General features: G+C 48.5%; 15 protein-coding genes. 7 read left to right on the top strand and 8 right to left on the bottom strand.

Annotated elements, in window-relative coordinates; translation table 11 throughout:
- Window positions 1-193: 193 nt before the first annotated feature.
- From GZ78_RS01275 to GZ78_RS01260, 4 genes are all read left to right on the top strand, one after another.
- Window positions 194-961: an SMP-30/gluconolactonase/LRE family protein gene (locus GZ78_RS01275; protein WP_051785711.1), complete on the top strand. Its 768-nt coding sequence runs from the start codon at window positions 194-196 to the stop codon at window positions 959-961.
- 341 nt (window positions 962-1302) lie between these two features.
- On the top strand, window positions 1303-2613 hold the full coding sequence (locus tag GZ78_RS01270; protein ID WP_051785710.1) for an MFS transporter: 1311 nt from the start codon (window positions 1303-1305) through the stop codon (window positions 2611-2613).
- Between the two features lie 134 nt (window positions 2614-2747).
- Window positions 2748-3809: a phospholipase A gene (locus GZ78_RS01265; RefSeq protein WP_236631461.1), complete on the top strand. Its 1062-nt coding sequence runs from the start codon at window positions 2748-2750 to the stop codon at window positions 3807-3809.
- A 133-nt stretch (window positions 3810-3942) separates the two neighbouring features.
- Entirely contained in the window at window positions 3943-5226 is a 1284-nt protein-coding gene (locus tag GZ78_RS01260) for an MFS transporter (protein WP_034832133.1), read from the top strand.
- A gap of 26 nt (window positions 5227-5252) precedes the next feature.
- Here GZ78_RS01260 and GZ78_RS01255 read toward each other — a convergent pair whose 3' ends face one another.
- A complete protein-coding gene (locus GZ78_RS01255; protein WP_034832132.1) occupies window positions 5253-6401 on the bottom strand; it encodes an alpha-hydroxy acid oxidase in 1149 nt (382 codons plus the stop codon).
- Window positions 6402-6547: 146 nt separating this feature from the next.
- Complete coding sequence (locus GZ78_RS01250) at window positions 6548-7441, bottom strand: NAD(P)/FAD-dependent oxidoreductase (protein WP_034832130.1); 894 nt, start codon at window positions 7439-7441, stop codon at window positions 6548-6550.
- Window positions 7442-7569: 128 nt separating this feature from the next.
- Between GZ78_RS01250 and GZ78_RS01245 the strand changes: the two genes are divergently transcribed.
- Together GZ78_RS01245 and ltrA are read left to right on the top strand one after the other, a co-directional pair.
- Window positions 7570-7914: a hypothetical protein gene (locus tag GZ78_RS01245; RefSeq protein ID WP_152558485.1), complete on the top strand. Its 345-nt coding sequence runs from the start codon at window positions 7570-7572 to the stop codon at window positions 7912-7914.
- Window positions 7915-8404: 490 nt separating this feature from the next.
- Entirely contained in the window at window positions 8405-9730 is a 1326-nt protein-coding gene (ltrA, locus tag GZ78_RS01240; RefSeq protein WP_201772633.1) for a group II intron reverse transcriptase/maturase, read from the top strand.
- Between the two features lie 94 nt (window positions 9731-9824).
- Here the strand turns inward: ltrA and GZ78_RS01235 are convergent, their stop codons facing one another.
- The 4 genes from GZ78_RS01235 to GZ78_RS01220 all read right to left on the bottom strand — a co-directional run bounded on the left by GZ78_RS01235 (window position 9825) and on the right by GZ78_RS01220 (window position 12493).
- Complete coding sequence (locus tag GZ78_RS01235) at window positions 9825-10841, bottom strand: threonine aldolase family protein (RefSeq protein ID WP_034832126.1); 1017 nt, start codon at window positions 10839-10841, stop codon at window positions 9825-9827.
- A gap of 155 nt (window positions 10842-10996) precedes the next feature.
- On the bottom strand, window positions 10997-11587 hold the full coding sequence (locus GZ78_RS01230; RefSeq protein WP_034832123.1) for a hypothetical protein: 591 nt from the start codon (window positions 11585-11587) through the stop codon (window positions 10997-10999).
- Between the two features lie 85 nt (window positions 11588-11672).
- A complete protein-coding gene (locus tag GZ78_RS01225) occupies window positions 11673-11960 on the bottom strand; it encodes a hypothetical protein (RefSeq protein ID WP_034832120.1) in 288 nt (95 codons plus the stop codon).
- 251 nt (window positions 11961-12211) lie between these two features.
- On the bottom strand, window positions 12212-12493 hold the full coding sequence (locus GZ78_RS01220; RefSeq protein WP_034832117.1) for a hypothetical protein: 282 nt from the start codon (window positions 12491-12493) through the stop codon (window positions 12212-12214).
- Window positions 12494-12881: 388 nt separating this feature from the next.
- Here GZ78_RS01220 and GZ78_RS01215 point away from each other — a divergent pair, with 388 nt between their 5' ends.
- Window positions 12882-14162, top strand: coding sequence for a DNA polymerase Y family protein (locus GZ78_RS01215; protein ID WP_201772632.1), 1281 nt, complete (start codon window positions 12882-12884; stop codon window positions 14160-14162).
- 625 nt (window positions 14163-14787) lie between these two features.
- Here the strand turns inward: GZ78_RS01215 and GZ78_RS01210 are convergent.
- Together GZ78_RS01210 and GZ78_RS01205 are read right to left on the bottom strand one after the other, a co-directional pair.
- Window positions 14788-15480, bottom strand: a complete 693-nt coding sequence (locus tag GZ78_RS01210; RefSeq protein WP_034832113.1) for a hypothetical protein — start codon at window positions 15478-15480, stop codon at window positions 14788-14790.
- 126 nt (window positions 15481-15606) lie between these two features.
- On the bottom strand, window positions 15607-16764 hold the full coding sequence (locus GZ78_RS01205; protein ID WP_034832110.1) for an IS4 family transposase: 1158 nt from the start codon (window positions 16762-16764) through the stop codon (window positions 15607-15609).
- Window positions 16765-16876 lie beyond the last annotated feature (112 nt).

Here is a 16876-nt window from a genome sequence, read left to right as displayed (position 1 = left end):
TAACTTCCTTATTTGCCCCCCGTTCGGGCTGAGCCTGTCGAAGCCCAGAGCCACCACCCTTCGACAGGCTCAGGGTGAACGGAGTTCATGTTTTAATCGGGAAGTTATTTCAAGACAAATCCTTAGTTCTTTTTTTAAGGTGAGTTCTGTTTAAATAGGGAACAATCCAAACAATAATAATTACAAAACGCTCATGATAAAAAAATGTTCTCTGCTGATTGCCCTGTTGATGCTGGCAGGCTTGTTCTATCTGCTTTTATCTCCAGTCCCTATTAGCCCGGTTGCCTGGCAGGTACCTGATAATCCCGGATACAAAGGGCATTATCAGGTCAATTCAAAGCTGTCTGATCTGGAGTATCTGGACATTGCCCCTTATACCGGCCCGGAAGATCTGGTTATGGATTCAGAAGGCTGGCTGTATATTTCGGTTCACGAGGGAAAGATTCTAAAAATGAAACCCGGAACCGGGAAGCCAGAAGTATTTGTGGGTCAGTTGGGGCGGCCACTGGGGCTTGCTCTGGATAAGGATGAAAACCTGATCATTGCCGACGCCTATAAGGGGCTGTTGAAAGCGACGAGAGATGGAACCTTGTCCACTCTGCTGGACAAGGTGGAGGATGAGCCTCTGGTGTATGCCAATAATCTTGATATTGACAGACAGGGGCGTATTTATTTTTCAGAAGCTTCCAGCAAATTCGGTGCCCAGGCCAATGGCGGCAGTTACCCGGCCAGTCTGTTGGATCTGATGGAACATGGTGGTCATGGTCGTCTTTTTAGATTGGATCCTGCCAGCGGTGAAGTGACCACCTTGATGCAAGGACTGAACTTTGCCAATGGTGTAGCGCTGGCTCATGACGAACAATCCCTCCTTCATTTTTGGTCTAGTCTTGAGTCACTTGATGGTTTAACAACACTGACCAGGAGATTCGGGAGCCTGACCGGGAATAGCGTCCGAGCATAAAGTTCAGTAGAGTGTGCCAGATGTTTCACTTAATTTGTGCGAATAGTTGATCTGTTTCTGCAAATTTAGTGGACAATATGGCCGTTCTTTCTGGACTTTAGGCTGGTCAGTCTGTTCTCGGTCAGCCTCCTAGGAGCCTGACCGAGAATAGTGGTCGAGCATAAAATTCAGTAGAACGAGGCCATTTTTTCGAGGTATTTGTGCGAATAGTGGGCCTATTCAATCAAATTCATCGGAAAAAGGGGCCGTTCTTTCTGGATTTTAGTCCGACCTGTCTATTCTCGGACAGGCTCCTAGAAGCCTTTCGGGCTTAAGCTTCCGGTCACTAATCAGAGTGACTTATGCCACGTTGCATTACCGCCCCCAGCGAACAGTATAAACTGGCTCTGGCCGTTTCCATGGGAGGCATGCTCGAGCTTTATGACTTTCTTATATATGCCCTGATGGCCAGTTATCTTGCCGATAACTTTTTCCCTGCATCGGACAATGTGACCTCGCTGCTGGTCACGTTTGCTGCATTTGCTGTCGGGTATCTTTCAAGACCGCTGGGTGGGTTGTTTTTCGGACATCTTGGCGATCGTCTGGGTCGCAAGCGAACCTTTACCCTTACTATTTCCCTGATGGCCCTGACGACGGCTCTGATAGGTTGCCTGCCAACGTATCATGAGGTTGGAATAGTGGCTCCCATTCTGCTTATTCTGTGCAGAATATTTCAGGGCTTTTCTCTGGGAGGCGAATTGCCTGGCGCCATTACTTATCTGGGTGAAAGTGCACCGCAGCGACAGGGGTTAATGATTGGTATTCTGTTTATGGCCCTGATGGTGGGTATCTCATTGGGTACATTTGTTCATGGTCTGCTGAACCAGTCACTAGGCTCAGAGGTCATGGCCAGCTGGGGGTGGCGGATTCCTTTCTGGATTGGAGGTCTGTTGGGGCTGCTCAGTTATCAGATCCGGAAACGGTTTGAGGAGTCGGGCTTTTTCATGGCGCTGGATCAGGTTCGACAAAGATCCAGCATTCCGTTGCTGGTGCTATTGAAACAACATCGGAAGGGGCTGCTTTGTGGTTTTCTGCTAATGGCACTTTGTGGTTCTACAGTCACAGTGTTTGGTGTTTATATGCCCAGTTACCTCAGTATATTGTTGGGGCTGCCCAAAGGAGAAGTGGCCTGGCATACCGCAGTGGCTTTTTTAATTTTGGCTCCTTTCTCTCTATTGGCCGGTTTGTGCACAGACTTGATCAACAGGAAACTGTTGGCTGCCTGCCTGGCTCTGGCCGTCATTTTTCTTGCGATCCCTGCTTTCCAGTATTTTATGGGTGATGATATTCATATCCGCAGGATGATGGTGATCTGCGGGTTGTTTGCGGCCATTGCTTCAGGCTTGCTACCTCCCATGATCATTCGACTGTTTCCAACAGAAGTTCGTTATACCGGCGTGGCCACCACCTATAACTTTGGTTTTGCTTTATTTGGCGGTCTTGCACCCTTCAGCTCAACTCTTCTGGTGCAACTCACGGGTACGAATATGGGGCCAGCATTTTATGTTTCAGCGATCGGTGTTTTAGGATTGATGGCTTTATTTATCGCCTGGCCTGATTATCCCATGCGCTCTGAGACTATTGTTGATAACGTAGTTCCAGAAAAAAGTTGAGATTGTGCTGTCATGGAATTATGTTCATTCAGGCAGTAAATTTTCGGGTTGCCCTGTGACGAACAGCTTTTATTCCAAGACTCTCAGTGGCATTTCAGATCATGGCTTCAATAGAAAGAAAAAGATTTTCGGCTATGAAAAATAATATGACACCTGTCGTGCCCATAGAGGGATCTTTGCGGGTGGCAGGTTTGGTTCTGAGTCTGTCGCCACTTCTGGCTTTTGGATCAACCCCCTTTGAGCAATGTCTCCTGAAGCAGGCTATGGAAGCAGATGGTCAGACGACCATGGCCGAAGCAAGAGCCATGTGCAGTCATCAGGCATCGAAGAAAGATCAGCTGCCGGTAGTGGCTGATGACTCTGATATGGCTCTGGAAATTGAGGAGAGTGCGTTTGATGAACGAGCCAGAGGGGAGAGGCTGGCTACCGATAACCGCTTTGTGATAACGCCTCATCGTCCTAATTATGTGCTTCCGGTATCCTGGAACAGTAATGTCAACAAGGAACCCTACAGGGCAGTGGGTGAGGACTTGACGTCTACTGAAATCAAGTTTCAGCTGAGTTTGAAAGCCCCTGTCTGGGAAGGTTTATGGAATGATTATGGCAATGTTTATGTTGCCTATACCAATACCTCCTGGTGGCAGGCATACAACGGTAATTCGGCACCGTTCAGGGAAACCAATCATGAACCGGAAGTTTTTGCGGTCTTTCCTGTTAATTACTCCGTTCTGGGAATGGATTTGAGAGCGGTGGTGGCCGGCCTGTCTCATCAGTCCAATGGCCGGACAGGCAGTCTTTCACGCAGCTGGAATCGGGTTTACATGAACTTCCTGCTGGAGAAAGGCAACTTTTACATGAGTTTCAAGCCCTGGTACCGGATTCCGGAATCGAAAAAAGATCCGAATGATACTAACAATACCGAAGGGGATGATAATCCAGATATTGAAAAGTACATGGGTAATGGTGAACTTCATTTTGGCTATAAACTGGATGACCACCAAATTTCCATGATGTTCAGAAATAACCTGCGATCTTCCGATAATAAAGGAGCGGTTCAGCTCGACTGGTCCTTTCCTCTGAGTGATCGTTTCCGGGGTTATGTTCAGTATTTTAATGGCTATGGAGAAAGCCTGATTGATTACAATGCCAGCGTCAATCGACTCAGTGTAGGTGTGATGTTGACCGATTGGTTGTAAACGAATGGTCTACACTGGAGCGTCAAATACCTAATAATGGGACGCTTCAGTGGGCTTTGTGGTTTAGCGGGTGCTGCACTGGTTGTGAAAAAACATTGTCGTTTATCTGTCAGTCTGGCATAAGCAGGGAAATATGACTTCGTACTCTCTTAAACCTGAACACCGACAGTTAGTTCTGGTGACTTCACTGGGCGGTTTTCTTGAACTTTACGATTTTGCTATTTATGCCCTGATGGCGGGTTATATCGCTGATCAGTTTTTCCCCAATCAGGACCCTTACCTTTCTCTTTTGTCCTCTTTTGCAACGTTCTCGGCAGGTTATCTTGCTCGCCCTGTTGGCGGTATCATCTTCGGACACCTGGGGGACAGGAAAGGTAGAAAACCGGTTTTTGTCATAACTATTTTAATGATGGCCCTGCCGACGGCATTGATAGGCTGCCTGCCTGTTTATGCACAAATTGGTGTTTGGGCTCCGGTTCTTCTGGTAACACTGAGAGTCATTCAGGGGTTCTCTATTGGGGGAGAAGTTCCCGGAGCCATGACATTTCTCTGTGAAACGTTGGAGGACCGCCGTGGCATGGTAATGGCGCTATTGTTTATGTCGCTGGTGCTGGGGGCGGTATTTGGTTCGATGTTGCATGCTTTGCTACTGGATGTTCTGTCGAAAGATGCGATGAATCAGTGGGGTTGGCGCTTTCCTTTCTGGTTGGGAGGACTGTTTGGTATTTTCAGTTACCTGTTTCGCAGGCGTTTTCAGGAGTCCAGGCTGTTCGTACAGATCTATGAAAGCCAGCAACGTTCACGGGTGCCTATCAAAACATTGTTTAAACATTTCAGAATGCCCCTGCTGTGTGGCTTTTTGATGATTGTTCCCATCGCTACCAGTGTGCCTCTGCTTTTATTGTTTACTCCAGGCTATCTATCCCATCTTTTACATTATGATCCGGGTGATGTGGCTCTTGCCAATGCTCTGGGTGGGGTCTGTTCGAGTCTGGTGTTTCTGATGATGGGGCTGTTATCAGAACGGTTTCAAACACGAACATTATTATTACTGGCTTCCTGGATGCTGATTCTGTCAGCTTGGCCCATATTTGGCTGGCTGGTCAATGGTACCGCGCACGTGATCTTGATTATGTGTCTGGGCTCAATATTGCGTGGAGGGGTTGCAGGGATCGCTCCACTGACTTTGGCCTCTATCTTTCCGGTACATGTCCGGTATTCAGGCATTGCCTTTTGCTATAACCTCAGCTTTGCCTTGTTCAGTGGTATCACGCCTATCTTGGCTATAGAGTTAATTCGGGTGACAGGGAATATGTCATCTCCGGCTGTCTTTCTGGTCTTTGGTGGGCTAAGTGGAATGCTGGCCTGTATCATAATGAAAAGAGCCAATGTGAAAAATTACTTTGCTGAATCCTGAGATTATAATGTAAGTGTGTCGGTCAACTACCGGAACCGGAGATTGCTTCGGTTCAGTTCTGAAATGTTTTTGCAGCCCATCAGTTTCATATCACGTTCCATCTCACTGCACAGGTTGGCAAGGGCTTTGTGAACCCCCGCGCTTCCTGCAGCTGCCAGAGCATAAAGATACAACCGGCCACCAGAGCACGCTTTTGCACCCAGCGACAGAGCTTTGAGAACATGGGTTCCCCGTTGTATACCTCCGTCGCATATCACATCAATCCGATCACCTGTGGCATCAACAATTTCTGCCAATTGATCAAAAGGTGATCGGGAACCGTCCAGCTGGCGGCCGCCGTGGTTGGAAATCATGATTGCTGCAGCACCGATATCTGCTGCCTTGCGTGCATCGTCAACGGACATAATACCTTTGAGTACGAAGGGCTTGCCCCAGTATCGGGCAATTTCTTCTGCTGCCTGCCAGTCCATGCTCTGATCCAGCATGGTATTAAAATAGTTGGCGATTGAAAGGGGGATACTGGAGCCTTCGCTGACGTAGTTTTCAAGTTGAGGCAGTTTGAATCCACCATGTAAAAAGTAATTCAGGGCCCAGGTCGGGTGGCTGACAAAACTCAGCAAACTTTTTACCGTTAGCCTGGGAGGGACAGTAAAACCGGTCACAAGATCTCTTTCTCGATTGCCGCCTACTGCGGTGTCGACGGTCAGGGCCATGGCATCAAAATTTGCTGCTTTGCAGCGGTCAATCATATTGCGTGTCAGCCCTTTATCTTTATGCACATAGAGTTGGAACAGCTTAGGGGTTTTAATGGTTGAACCAATGTCTTCTATACTGGTAGTGCCCAGTGAGGACAGACCAAAAAGGGTTCCAAACTGTTCTGCTGCCTTGCCTACAGCCATTTCACCTTCATGATGAAAAAGACACTGCAGGGCCGTAGGGGATAAGAACAGTGGGATATCCAGATCCAGTCCCATAACCCGGGTTGAGAGATCAACCTGTTCAGCCCCTCTCAGCACATTGGGAACCAGGTCACAGTTTGAATAGGCTTCGGTATTTCTTTTCAGTGTGGACTCGTCGTCTGCTGCGCCATCAATGTAATGAAAGATAGGAGAGGGGAGCCGTTGCCGGGCGAGCGCCCGGAAGTCACTGGTGTTATGACAATGTTTCAGGCGCATGGGTTTCCAGGCAGTCTGTGGTAAGGCACAGAGTAGAGTTGGATTATGAAAAACGTTTAGCGTTTATGTATAGCAGTGCTCCGGAGCAGATCAACAGTAAACCGGAAAGTAAATCGGAAAAAGTCAGCAGGGTCTGGCTCACAAGGTTATCCGATAGGTTCCAGGTATCGAGATATTTCTCGCGAAGCTCTTGCCGCCTCACCAATGCAAACGCTCATACAGGGATCAATCGGGTTTCTGACATCACCAATGACCCAGATGTTCTGATCATCCAGCTGCAAGCCGTTTTCCGGGGGCAACAGGGACTCTGGCAATAACTCCTGAGCGGGAGTATAACCGCATTTAATAATCACCTGGTCGCACTCGAGCCTCTGCTCTTCTCCGGTAATACTGTGTGCCAGATGCAGTCCTCTGAACGTTGGTTCATCCTTGAAATACTGAACTTTCTGCTGGTAGTGAAGGCTTATATTGCTGATCCGTCGGGCTTGTTCGACAAAATATTGTCTTGCCCTGGGTTGCCCGGATCGTATAAGAATGTCAACCTTGTTGACAGAGGGTGCCAGCAGTAAAGCGTTTTCAAAGGCACCATCGCCACCACCAATGATGGCTATATGCTGATGCTTGAGCTGCTCTATAACGCCGGTAGCCGTCATATGAACGTGTCTGCCCATAAACGGTTTGAGTTGTGGTAATGCCCGCTTGCGGTTGCCTGTAGCCATTATGAGAGCAGAGTAGGTCAGGCTTTCATTTTCTGTATAGGCAACATTGTTCTTGTAATCGATGTGCTTAATGCTCTGTCCCAAGCGATAGTGAATATCCTGCTCACTAATTTGTGCCACTAAAGTCTCTAGAAGCTCTGAAGCGGTACCCTTGAAGCCAGGGTAGTCGACCAGGGGCAAGTGTATCTGGTGGAGCTGCCCACCAAGCCGGGGTGTCTGTTCGATGATCAGTGGTTGCAAGCCCTGACGCTGGCACCAGAGTGCGGCAGACAGACCGGAAATGCCACCCCCGATAATCAGTATTCTTTTTGAACTGTTCACGGCAGACTTCTCCTGAACATCCTGTTCTCTTGTCTGTTGTTTTTGTTGTCTTTTAAAGTATTGCATGAAGGTCGAGTGCTAGGGAAGGTACGAATAATGATGCTGATGTCAAACGGGTGGACAGTGACATGGGCGTTCTCAGGTATGAATTGCATGAGCGTTTTATTGAAATCAACCAGCGGTTTGATGATCACGATTTCAGGTTTGACGAGCATGATAAGCGTTTTGATTTTATAGACGCTTGCTTTGAGCGAGTGGATCAACGGTTTGAAAAGGTAGAAAACGAAATCAGTTCTTTTGCCAAGCAGAGCAACAAGAATTTTAGCAATATGATTGTTCGATTTGAAGCTATTGAACGCTGTCTGGACGATCAACATAAAAGACTTACAACGATGGAGTCGGGTATGCTCGAACTCAAGGCGTCTCTGGGACGTATTGAGTTAATGTTACGCCAGCTTGTTCCCGTTCAATAGTCATAGTCGACAACGGCCAAAAGGCCATTGTCGTTTATGTGTGCCGAGCATGTCACACAGCTTGGGGGTGAAAGTCCCCTGTCCAGCCAGATGAGGGCGAAGGACTAGCGAAGCACAAGGTTTGTATCGTGAGGTGCAGGCTGAAGGCAGTGTGGAGCAAAACCGCGAGCCGACGAACAGAAATCAGATATGAGGCTGTCTGCGTGAGGACGAGTCAGCGTATGATGACGAAGTCCATACTCATCCGGACACTCAGGCAGTAGATCTGGCGGTTGTGCGGCGAAGGCGGTGTGACTTACCTCGGGAGGTCTGTGTGGTGTCTGATATTTCGGACTGAGGCTATCGTAAGGTGGTCTGATCGCCATACAGAAGTCAGCAGACGGCATAGTAGCTGGCGAATGTCAGTGAAGGCCTGAACGGTACAGAGTGGTGAATAGTTTCTGTTATTCGATACACCGGACGCAGACAAATCCAGCAAACACTGGAACTCATGCCAAGTGGTCACGGCGGAACCGGAGGCTGCGACGTTATGAGGGCTGAGGTTGTGTCGGCATCACAGGATTACGAAAGCCCGGCAAGCGATGCAAGCCTGATGGCACGCATCGCCCACCCCAATAATCTGAAGAAAGCCTTTCAGCGAGTAAAACGCAACAAAGGAGCGGCAGGCATTGACCGCATGACAGTGGAAGACCTGTTCACGTATTTACAAGGGCATGGTCGTCAACTGAGGCAGTGTTTGAGCAGAGGGTTGTGGAAACCCACTCCAGTAAGAAGAGTTCTGATTCCCAAGCCGTGCGGTGGAGAGCGAAAGTTGGGTATACCAACAGCTCTTGATCGAATGGTGCAGCAGGCAATACAACAAGTATTGCAGGCAGAGTGGGAGCCAAGGTTCTCGGCTTACAGCTACGGATTTAGGCCCTATAGGTCTGCACATCAGGTTATCAGTCAGGCTCAGCTGTATATGAAGGATGGTTACAACTGGGTGGTGGATATTGATTTGTCGAAGTTTTTCGACCGGGTCAACCATGATCGACTGATGGCAAAGTTGGCAGAGCATATAGAGGACAAGGATGTATTGCGTTTGATTCGTCGATTCCTGAAGTCCGGAGTGATGGATAACGGGCTGGTAAAACCGCAAGCGGAGGGTGTTCCACAGGGAGGTCCCCTGTCTCCTGTACTTTCAAACATAGTGTTGGACGAACTTGACAGAACGCTCGAAAATCGAGGACTGCGATTTGTTCGGTACGCTGACGACTGTCGTGTGTTTGTTAAAAGTAAGAAGGCAGGGGAAAGGGTGATGGCCAGTCTGGTCAAGCTGATCGAGGGTAAAATGAAACTGAAGGTCAATCATACAAAGAGTGCGGTTGATCGTGCATGGAAGCGCCCCTTTCTGGGATACAGTTTTACCCGAGACGGCAGGAAAACCCTTGCGACAAAGAGTGGCAAGCGCTTCAAGGATAAAATCAGACAGCTAACCCGAAAGGGAGGTCGATCCCTTGAGCAGAGATTGGAAGGACTCAACAGGTACTTGCAGGGATGGAAGAACTACTTCCGAGAAGTGGAGACCAGTACAGAGTTTGAACACTTTGACTGCTGGATAAGAAGGCGGTTGCGAAGTCTGCTCTGGTATCAATGGAAAAGAAGCCCAAAGCGGTACAAGGAACTGCGAAAGCAGGGAATCAGTGACAAACTGACAAGGCAAACGGTAGCTTCAGGAAAAGGACATTGGCGAGTGAGCCGGAGTCCTGCGTTACACATGGCGCTACCCAATAGTTGGTTTGATAAGTTAGGTTTAATCAGATTGTTGGCCGCTTAACTGGCCGAAACGCCCAGTACGGACCCGTATGCTGGGTGTTGTGGGAGGAGCGTAGCCGTGAGGCTACGCCCTATCCCGATTGATTAGTAAATACTTACAGTTCTTTCAACGCAGTCGCTATAAACCCGTCTACTTCTTCTTCTGTTGTATCAAATGATGTCACCATTCGATAGCACTCAGGCCCATTAGGGTAGAAAGCTCTTTCGGCCATCAGTTTATCCGCCAGTGTCCTGGGCATCGTTACGAATAACTGGTTAGTTTGTACTGGGCAATAGAGGTTGATGTCCGGATGTTTCAGCAAGCCATCGGCCAGTCTTTCTGTCATCAGGTTTGCTTGTTGAGCATTTTTTTGCCAAAGGTTATTGGTAAAAAGTGCTTTCATCTGAGCAGAAATAAAGCGCATTTTGGAGTGAAGCTGCAGTCCCTGTTTACGCAGGTGTAGGAAGCCATCGGCTGCTTCGCGATGGAAGAACACCAAGGCTTCACCGAACATCAGGCCGTTCTTGGTGCCTCCCAGTGACAGGATATCAATGTGCTGACAGAGTTCTGCCAGAGAACAGTCCATGGCCACTATGACATTGTAAACACGACAGCCGTCTACATGCAGGAGCATGCCAGTCTCTTCGCATACAGCCTTGATCGCAGCCAGTTCTTCCAGAGAGTAAAAGGTGCCCCATTTCGTTGACTGGGTGATTGAGACCAGCTTTGGACGGGTAGCATGAGGTCCCCAGTAGGTTTCCTGCTCATACGCCGTTCGGATTTGCTCCGGTTTGATTTTTCCGTCGATGGCGGGGAGCGTAATGATTTTACTGCCTGTGGCATTGGCAGGAGCTCCGACCTCATGGGTAAAGATATGAGCACTGTCAGGGCAAATAATGCTGTCGATACTACGCAGCACGGATTTGCAGGCCAGGGTATTGGCAGCCGTTCCGTTGTAGACGTAATAAATATCACACTCTCGGCCCAGAGCAGCCTTGATCAGGGTATCGGCTTCCTGAGTCAATAAGTCCCCTCCGTAGGAAGGCATATGACCCTGGTTGGCCTCAGCCAGTGCTTGCATGATTTCAGGGCTGACGCCTGAACAGTTGTCACTGCAGAAATTCTTTTCCATGGACTGCGCTCTGTTCTCATGATTAAAGCCAGCTAGTTTATCCGGAACTGGCAAAATGCCCAATGGTCGTGGAGTTGAGTAGTCGAGATGTGTGTTTTGGTCAGGCAAAAAAAACCAGGAGCGAGTCCTGGCAACAAGGAGTGTTCTAAATTATTTCACTGTGATGCTGCTAACCCTGGTTTTCGGCTACTCTGGCTTTCCAGAGGGCGATTCTTTTCAAAATCCTGTCTCAGATACAGGTTTGGAAAAGCGTGGCTGGCAAACTCTTGTTGAGTAAAGTCGCGAATGGCTTTCTTCTCACCCTTTGTCCGGGTGTGTTTGGGTTGTGCCAATCGGCTGGTGGTTTCGGGGTTAACCTTGCCATTTTTGCTTCTGGGCACAGGGGCTTTCAGATCATCCTCATACTTCTTTTTGGCTTTGCTCAGGGCTTTCTGTCTTTCAAGAAAATCCGAAGAGAGTTCTTTCAGTTGTGCTTTGGGCTTCTGCTCATCTTTAGTACCAAAAACCACAGTGCGAATGTTCTTTTGAAAACGGTCTGCCACTTCTGCTCCCGGAGTATTCAAGGGGATGTGATGAGGCTTGGAAAGAGCTGTCATAAACGCGTGATCAGGCTTTTTCCTGGTTGTTTCCTGTTGGGTTTCAGTCGTGACAGCCGGATTCTTTTTTGGCTTGGCCACTGGACGAGGAATTCGTGATGGCTGTGGTTTCCTGGGCGTCTTGGCTGCAGACACCTGAGGTTGAATCACTGTCTTCTGTTCTAACGACTCCTGCTATCTATGACCAGCTTATCTGTCTTTCTCCTGTTTCTTAATAACAGCCCGGTTAGCAGGCCTAACGAGCTTTTTCCAGAATGCGCAGACCACCGCCTGAGAGGTTATGGAAGAAGGTGTCTCCGGGGACAATATTCACCCGGCAGCGAGCTTCCTTCGGCAGGCTCTGCAGTAGCAGGTCTCTGTTTTCTTCTTTCTCCAGCACGTCCGCAGAGAACTCTCCGAGAATGACGATAGGGTGCTCCGGATTCTGGCCCGGGTAATATTCGCTCTGCTTGATGTTGATAATGGTGGCCAGTGGTTGCTCAATGACTGCCTGAAAAAGAATTCTCAGTTGGGCTCTGGGCACTGGCGGCCATCAGGGTATGGTCGTCCACCACCTTTGCATTGTCCACGGCAATCCCGTGTTCCTTGAACAGGACCCTTGCCATTCAGGTGAAGTAAGCTTCCCGGTTTTTGCTGGCCGGGCAGTTCTGGGTCATCAGGTGGCGATATTCTGAGAGTTTGCTGGATGCAGGAGCTGACTTTCGGCGATAAAAGTCGTAGCCGGCCATTCCTATAACGAGATCTGTACTGCTGCCTGACTCCAGCTTTGAGTGTTCAGCACTCTTCCAACAGCTTTAGCGGCGATTCGTTGAATGTCATATTGTCGGGATCTCCGGTCAGATAGGCATCTGTTTCTGAAGACGCATAGCCAGAAAAAGCAGGCGTTTCCATACCGGTATGGGCAACGGCCATCCGGGCGTCGAAATGGCTTATGTAGATCGTAGTACGGTATCTGACGGCCAGAACGGCTTCGTTGAAGCCGAAAAAGCTGAGGAGTGTCAGTACGATCTGAAAGGTGGCTTTTATTTGGCTATTGGCATGTGCGCGCTTGAACATGGCTACTTCCCTGTGTGAACCAATGTAGAGCCGATCGTACGAAATTCAGGCAGTGAATTGCATAACATCTCTGTCAGCAGCGCTGACGAAACTCGATGACTCTACAATGTCACTCTCGTTTAGCATCCATCAGTAGTCATATACCCATCAGTAGTCATATACCCATTGGATTTCAAGATGCTACTAGGCGACAAGTGAGCGAAGCCCTGAGAGCCTATAAGTAGTAGGTGATCAGGGTGAGCGAACGCTGGCAACAACGTAGCATCTTGAAAGGCGATGGGTATATTCGGGGGTTTTAAAAGTCCACAGATAAAAGGAGGACATTTTAATGAAATCTCCGGACTGATAAAAAAATTCAATCAAAGAGGGACTTGTTTAGAAACTCTATGTGAATAATACTGTATGTATGAACAGTATCTCTGTAAAAGACAAGTCTTGGCCCAGAATGATTGCGCTGGTGGACATGAACGCTTTCTTTGCTTCCATTGAGCAGCTTGATAGGCCTCAGTGGCAGAATAAGCCGGTTTGTGTCACCAATGGCCGAACAGGGACTTGCATCATCACCGCCTCTTATGAGGCCCGGGCTCGGGGCATCAAAACCGGTATGAGGTTACGCGAGGCCAGAGGGTTGGTGCCTGATCTGATTCAGGCTCCGTCCCGGCCTTACCGTTATGCCCAGGTTTCTTCCAGTATTATGTCAGCGTTGGAAAGCATCACCCCGGAAGTAGAAATCTTCTCGGTCGATGAGGCTTTTCTTGATCTGACCGGTTGTCAGTCACTTTATGACTGCTCCGTAGAGGAGATCGGTCGCAGGATCAAAGCCTGTGTTTTTGAAGTTTCGGGCCTGTTGTGCTCAGCGGGCATCAGTGGTGACAAAACGACTGCCAAATGGGCGGCTAAAAAGCAGAAGCCGGATGGTCTCACTATCGTGCACCCATACAAGGCTCGTGAAACCTTGTCGGGTGTACTGGTTACCGACCTGTGTGGAGTAGGCTCGGGCATTGGCCGTTACCTGGCTCAGTACGGAGTGCATCGCTGTGGTGATATGCAGAAAGTCCCCATCAGTGTGTTGGGCAAACGTTTTGGCAATCTGGGTAAACGTATCTGGTTGATGGCACAGGGCATGGACCCGGAGCCACTGCATAAAGAAGTGGGAGTCCCTCAGAGCATCGGGCACGGCAAGGTGATTCCACCAGACACTCGGGATAAGACCATCCTGAGAACCTATCTGCTGCATATGTGTGAGAAAGTGGCCGCCCGCCTCAGACGTTATGACTTTGATGCACAGTTGTTCTCTATTGGAGTGAATACGCCCAGAGGCTGGGTCAGCAAAAAGTTGAAGACCACAACCCCGACATCCGATGGCGACCTGATCATGGCACTGGCAGATTTTTTCCTGAATGTTTACTGGGATGAAGGAGAGAGAAGCCACGGAGTGCATCAGGTACATGTCGGAGCTCTGGATCCTCGGCCCAGACATGGGCAAGGAGAGTTGTTCTCAGAAGAGGATGTTAAAAAGGAAAAGCTACTGGCGACTATTGATCAGGTCAATCATCGCTACGGAGAGTTCGCCCTGTGCAAGGCTCCTTTGCTGAACCGCTCGGAAATGCCCAATGTTATCTCACCGGCCTGGCGGCCTGTTGGACCCAGAAATACTTTGGAGAGTTGAAAGTGGAGCATCAAGGTGTCTGTTTGTCTGGTTTAGCAGCATCAAGAACCTTTTCCCATTCAGGCAGGCTAATATATTCTTCGTCTGCGAGTTCTGTGCCGTATTTTTTAAAGATTGTATCGAGCTCTAGGAGGCTGACCGAGAATAGCGTCCGAGCATAAAATTCAGTAGAACGAGTCAGCTTTTTCACTGAATTTGTGCGAATAGTTGACCTATTTAAGCAAATTCAGTGGAAAAGATGGCCGTTCTTTCTGGATTTTAGGCCGGACTGTTTATTCTCGGTCAGCCTCCTAGGCAAAGCACCCCGACAAGTATTGCTTCTGAGATGGTTGAGATAGCCAATTAGCTCTTCATACATTTCTGGATATTTCATGTCTGATGCTCTTTTTCTAGTTTGGTGAGTCCCATTTCTTCCAAGAAATATATTCATTTATAAGGAGTAAGTACCCAACCCTATGAAATCATACTTTCTGACTCATTGCTCAGGCACCCTCGGCAACGGCTCCTGCGTTGCCCTACCTCCTGCATCCATGCAGTCGAGACTTACGTACCTGATTCTGACCGTGCCATCCCTTCTATCGGGCATCCGGTTAAAACCACCAACGCCTTTAATGCCTGGAAGTGACTACTCAATATTGGCATCAGAACATAACCAGTGCTGATAGAGTTCATAGGTCAGAAGCAAGTGCGCTTGAAATCTATTGAAGTTACTGTCACTGGCTTCATGAAAAGTGTCCCAGTCTCTCTCAACCTCCCACCAGGGAGTATACCCCGACAGTTTTACAATACTGATGAAGGTCATTAACAGCAGGCTGTCTTCATGCTCACTTTTAAAGACTTTGAAAGATTGCAGGGCCTTATCTGCCAATAAAATATGCTGAGAGGGAATTCCTGCCCACCAATGGTAGAGCAGTGTAATACTGGATGTTTGAGAATCCGCCTTGAGGTGTTGGCGGTAGTCCTTCATAAAATGGCAGAACAGCTGGGCGCTGGTTAGCCAGTATTCCGGTGTGGGAGAGAGGCTGGACAGAAAACTGCAGCCGTCGGTGTCTGTTAGCCAGAGATAACGTAAAACCAGAAACGTGAAAGTATTTTCATCCTCTGAGTATCGTTTCAGCAGGCTCTCCAGCCCCAATCTGGCATCCTGAACCCTCAGGTCTTTGAGGTCGGTTTGTATGGTTTGGTATTCTGGCCACCATGAAGGTGAAGAGTCGTTATAAAGTTTATCCAGATCCGAAAAAGAAGAGTTAGCTGTAGCTATTTGCCCCAGGAAAAGAGCTAGGCAGAAAGCACAGACGGCCTGAATTTTGGAAAGCACCAGAGATCCTTAAAAACTAATGAATGTCTGGAATAAAGTAGACGGGCTCAGATAGTCTGCAAGTCATTGAGAAGTTTATGTTTGCTACATCTGTCGATGAAGTTACTGAATATCGCTACTGTCCGGTTAAACATATCCAAGTTCCAGACTCCCCTGATTCTGGAGCAAGCCGACCCCACTTTTCTCCGGCGGATCACTGAATAACTCCATAAGAGAGTGACAGCAGCTCAGGTTAAGACTGATTCTCCTGGCTATTTGCTGTAACGACAGCTGGCAGCGTGTTGTGATCTGGGCCAGGCGTAGTAGAAGGTAGGCAATCATTGCTGTCAGAACCTGAATTTTCACTGCGTTCTCACTTCTGCCAATGAACCGCTTAATCTTCAGATTCTGTTTAATCCACTTGAAGAACAGTTCAATCTGCCAGCGAGATTTGTACAGGGCAGCAATTTCAACCGCTGTTCTCTTCAGGTCATTACTGATAAATACCAGTACTTTGCCGTCTTCCTCACGGTGAATTTTGACTCGTCTCAGGTAGGTTGGACAGTCTTTACGGCCTTTGTCAGAAGAAAGCCTGATGATTTGATCTTCAAGGATAAAGTTTTCCTTCGTTGCACGAGTTTCAATGACTTCGTAGACCGCAGAGCTCTTCATTCTGCCAACGAAAAGAGTACCCTGGCAGGTCATCTCGTAATACCAGCTGTAGTCATCATAGGCCCGGTCAAAAACATAGGTAACACCCGCCATAATGGGCAGGTTCTGAGCGGCTTTACGATCATTCACTTTGGCGCTGGTCAGTTCGAAGAAGGTCGGTGTATCTGCCTCCGGGTCATAAACCGTGTGCAGCTTTATGCCGCCCTTGGTTTTCCTGAAATGAGCCCATTCAAACTGGTTTACATTCAAGTCGATGGTTGTGGAGTCAATCAGACGTACCATGTCACTGGCCGCTCCCCGTGGCAGATGGCTTCTGACCTTTTGCAGCAGAAAGAAAAAAGTCTCTGAGAAAATGCTGGCGGACCGATGACTGTTGGCGTCCGACAGTGAAGAGCGCTTTATGCGAGAGACGCCCAAATGGTAATGGTGGCTGTGGCAGGTGTTGAAGTTCTCAACTAAATCCCGAATCGAGACCCGACTGGCCAGTTGAGCAAACATCATGGCGACCAGCTGAGTCCAGCATGACAGAGTTCTGATCCGATGATCACCATTGTGACGGTCAACCACCTTCTGGAATTGGTGGCGGGGAATGACTTTGAGCAACTGTTGGAAAACGCTGTTATGATGCTTCATGCCTGTCTCTCTTGGTCTGTGAAATAGCTGTCTCGACAACTTCTATTTTACTGTAAACCAACAGGGACAGGCACTTCCCAGTTATTCCGGATTTTTAACCGGACAGCAGTGA

This window comes from Endozoicomonas numazuensis (assembly GCF_000722635.1).
In the GTDB taxonomy this organism is placed as follows: domain Bacteria; phylum Pseudomonadota; class Gammaproteobacteria; order Pseudomonadales; family Endozoicomonadaceae; genus Endozoicomonas_A; species Endozoicomonas_A numazuensis.
The sequence above is the reverse complement of the archived record's forward strand: the minus strand, read 5'-3'. Positions and strand labels throughout refer to the sequence as shown.

Excerpts from the sequence above, each read along its gene's own strand:
- GZ78_RS01255 (WP_034832132.1), bottom strand. The coding sequence starts at position 6,401 with ATGCGCCTGAAACATTGTCATAACACCAGTGACTTCCGGGCGCTCGCC.
- GZ78_RS01220 (WP_034832117.1), bottom strand. The coding sequence starts at position 12,493 with ATGTTCAAGCGCGCACATGCCAATAGCCAAATAAAAGCCACCTTTCAG.
- GZ78_RS01265 (WP_236631461.1), top strand. The coding sequence starts at position 2,748 with ATGAAAAATAATATGACACCTGTCGTGCCCATAGAGGGATCTTTGCGG.
- ltrA (WP_201772633.1), top strand. The coding sequence starts at position 8,405 with ATGCCAAGTGGTCACGGCGGAACCGGAGGCTGCGACGTTATGAGGGCT.
- GZ78_RS01235 (WP_034832126.1), bottom strand. The coding sequence starts at position 10,841 with ATGGAAAAGAATTTCTGCAGTGACAACTGTTCAGGCGTCAGCCCTGAA.
- GZ78_RS01260 (WP_034832133.1), top strand. The coding sequence starts at position 3,943 with ATGACTTCGTACTCTCTTAAACCTGAACACCGACAGTTAGTTCTGGTG.
- GZ78_RS01245 (WP_152558485.1), top strand. The coding sequence starts at position 7,570 with ATGGGCGTTCTCAGGTATGAATTGCATGAGCGTTTTATTGAAATCAAC.
- GZ78_RS01270 (WP_051785710.1), top strand. The coding sequence starts at position 1,303 with ATGCCACGTTGCATTACCGCCCCCAGCGAACAGTATAAACTGGCTCTG.
- GZ78_RS01205 (WP_034832110.1), bottom strand. The coding sequence starts at position 16,764 with ATGAAGCATCATAACAGCGTTTTCCAACAGTTGCTCAAAGTCATTCCC.
- GZ78_RS01275 (WP_051785711.1), top strand. The coding sequence starts at position 194 with ATGATAAAAAAATGTTCTCTGCTGATTGCCCTGTTGATGCTGGCAGGC.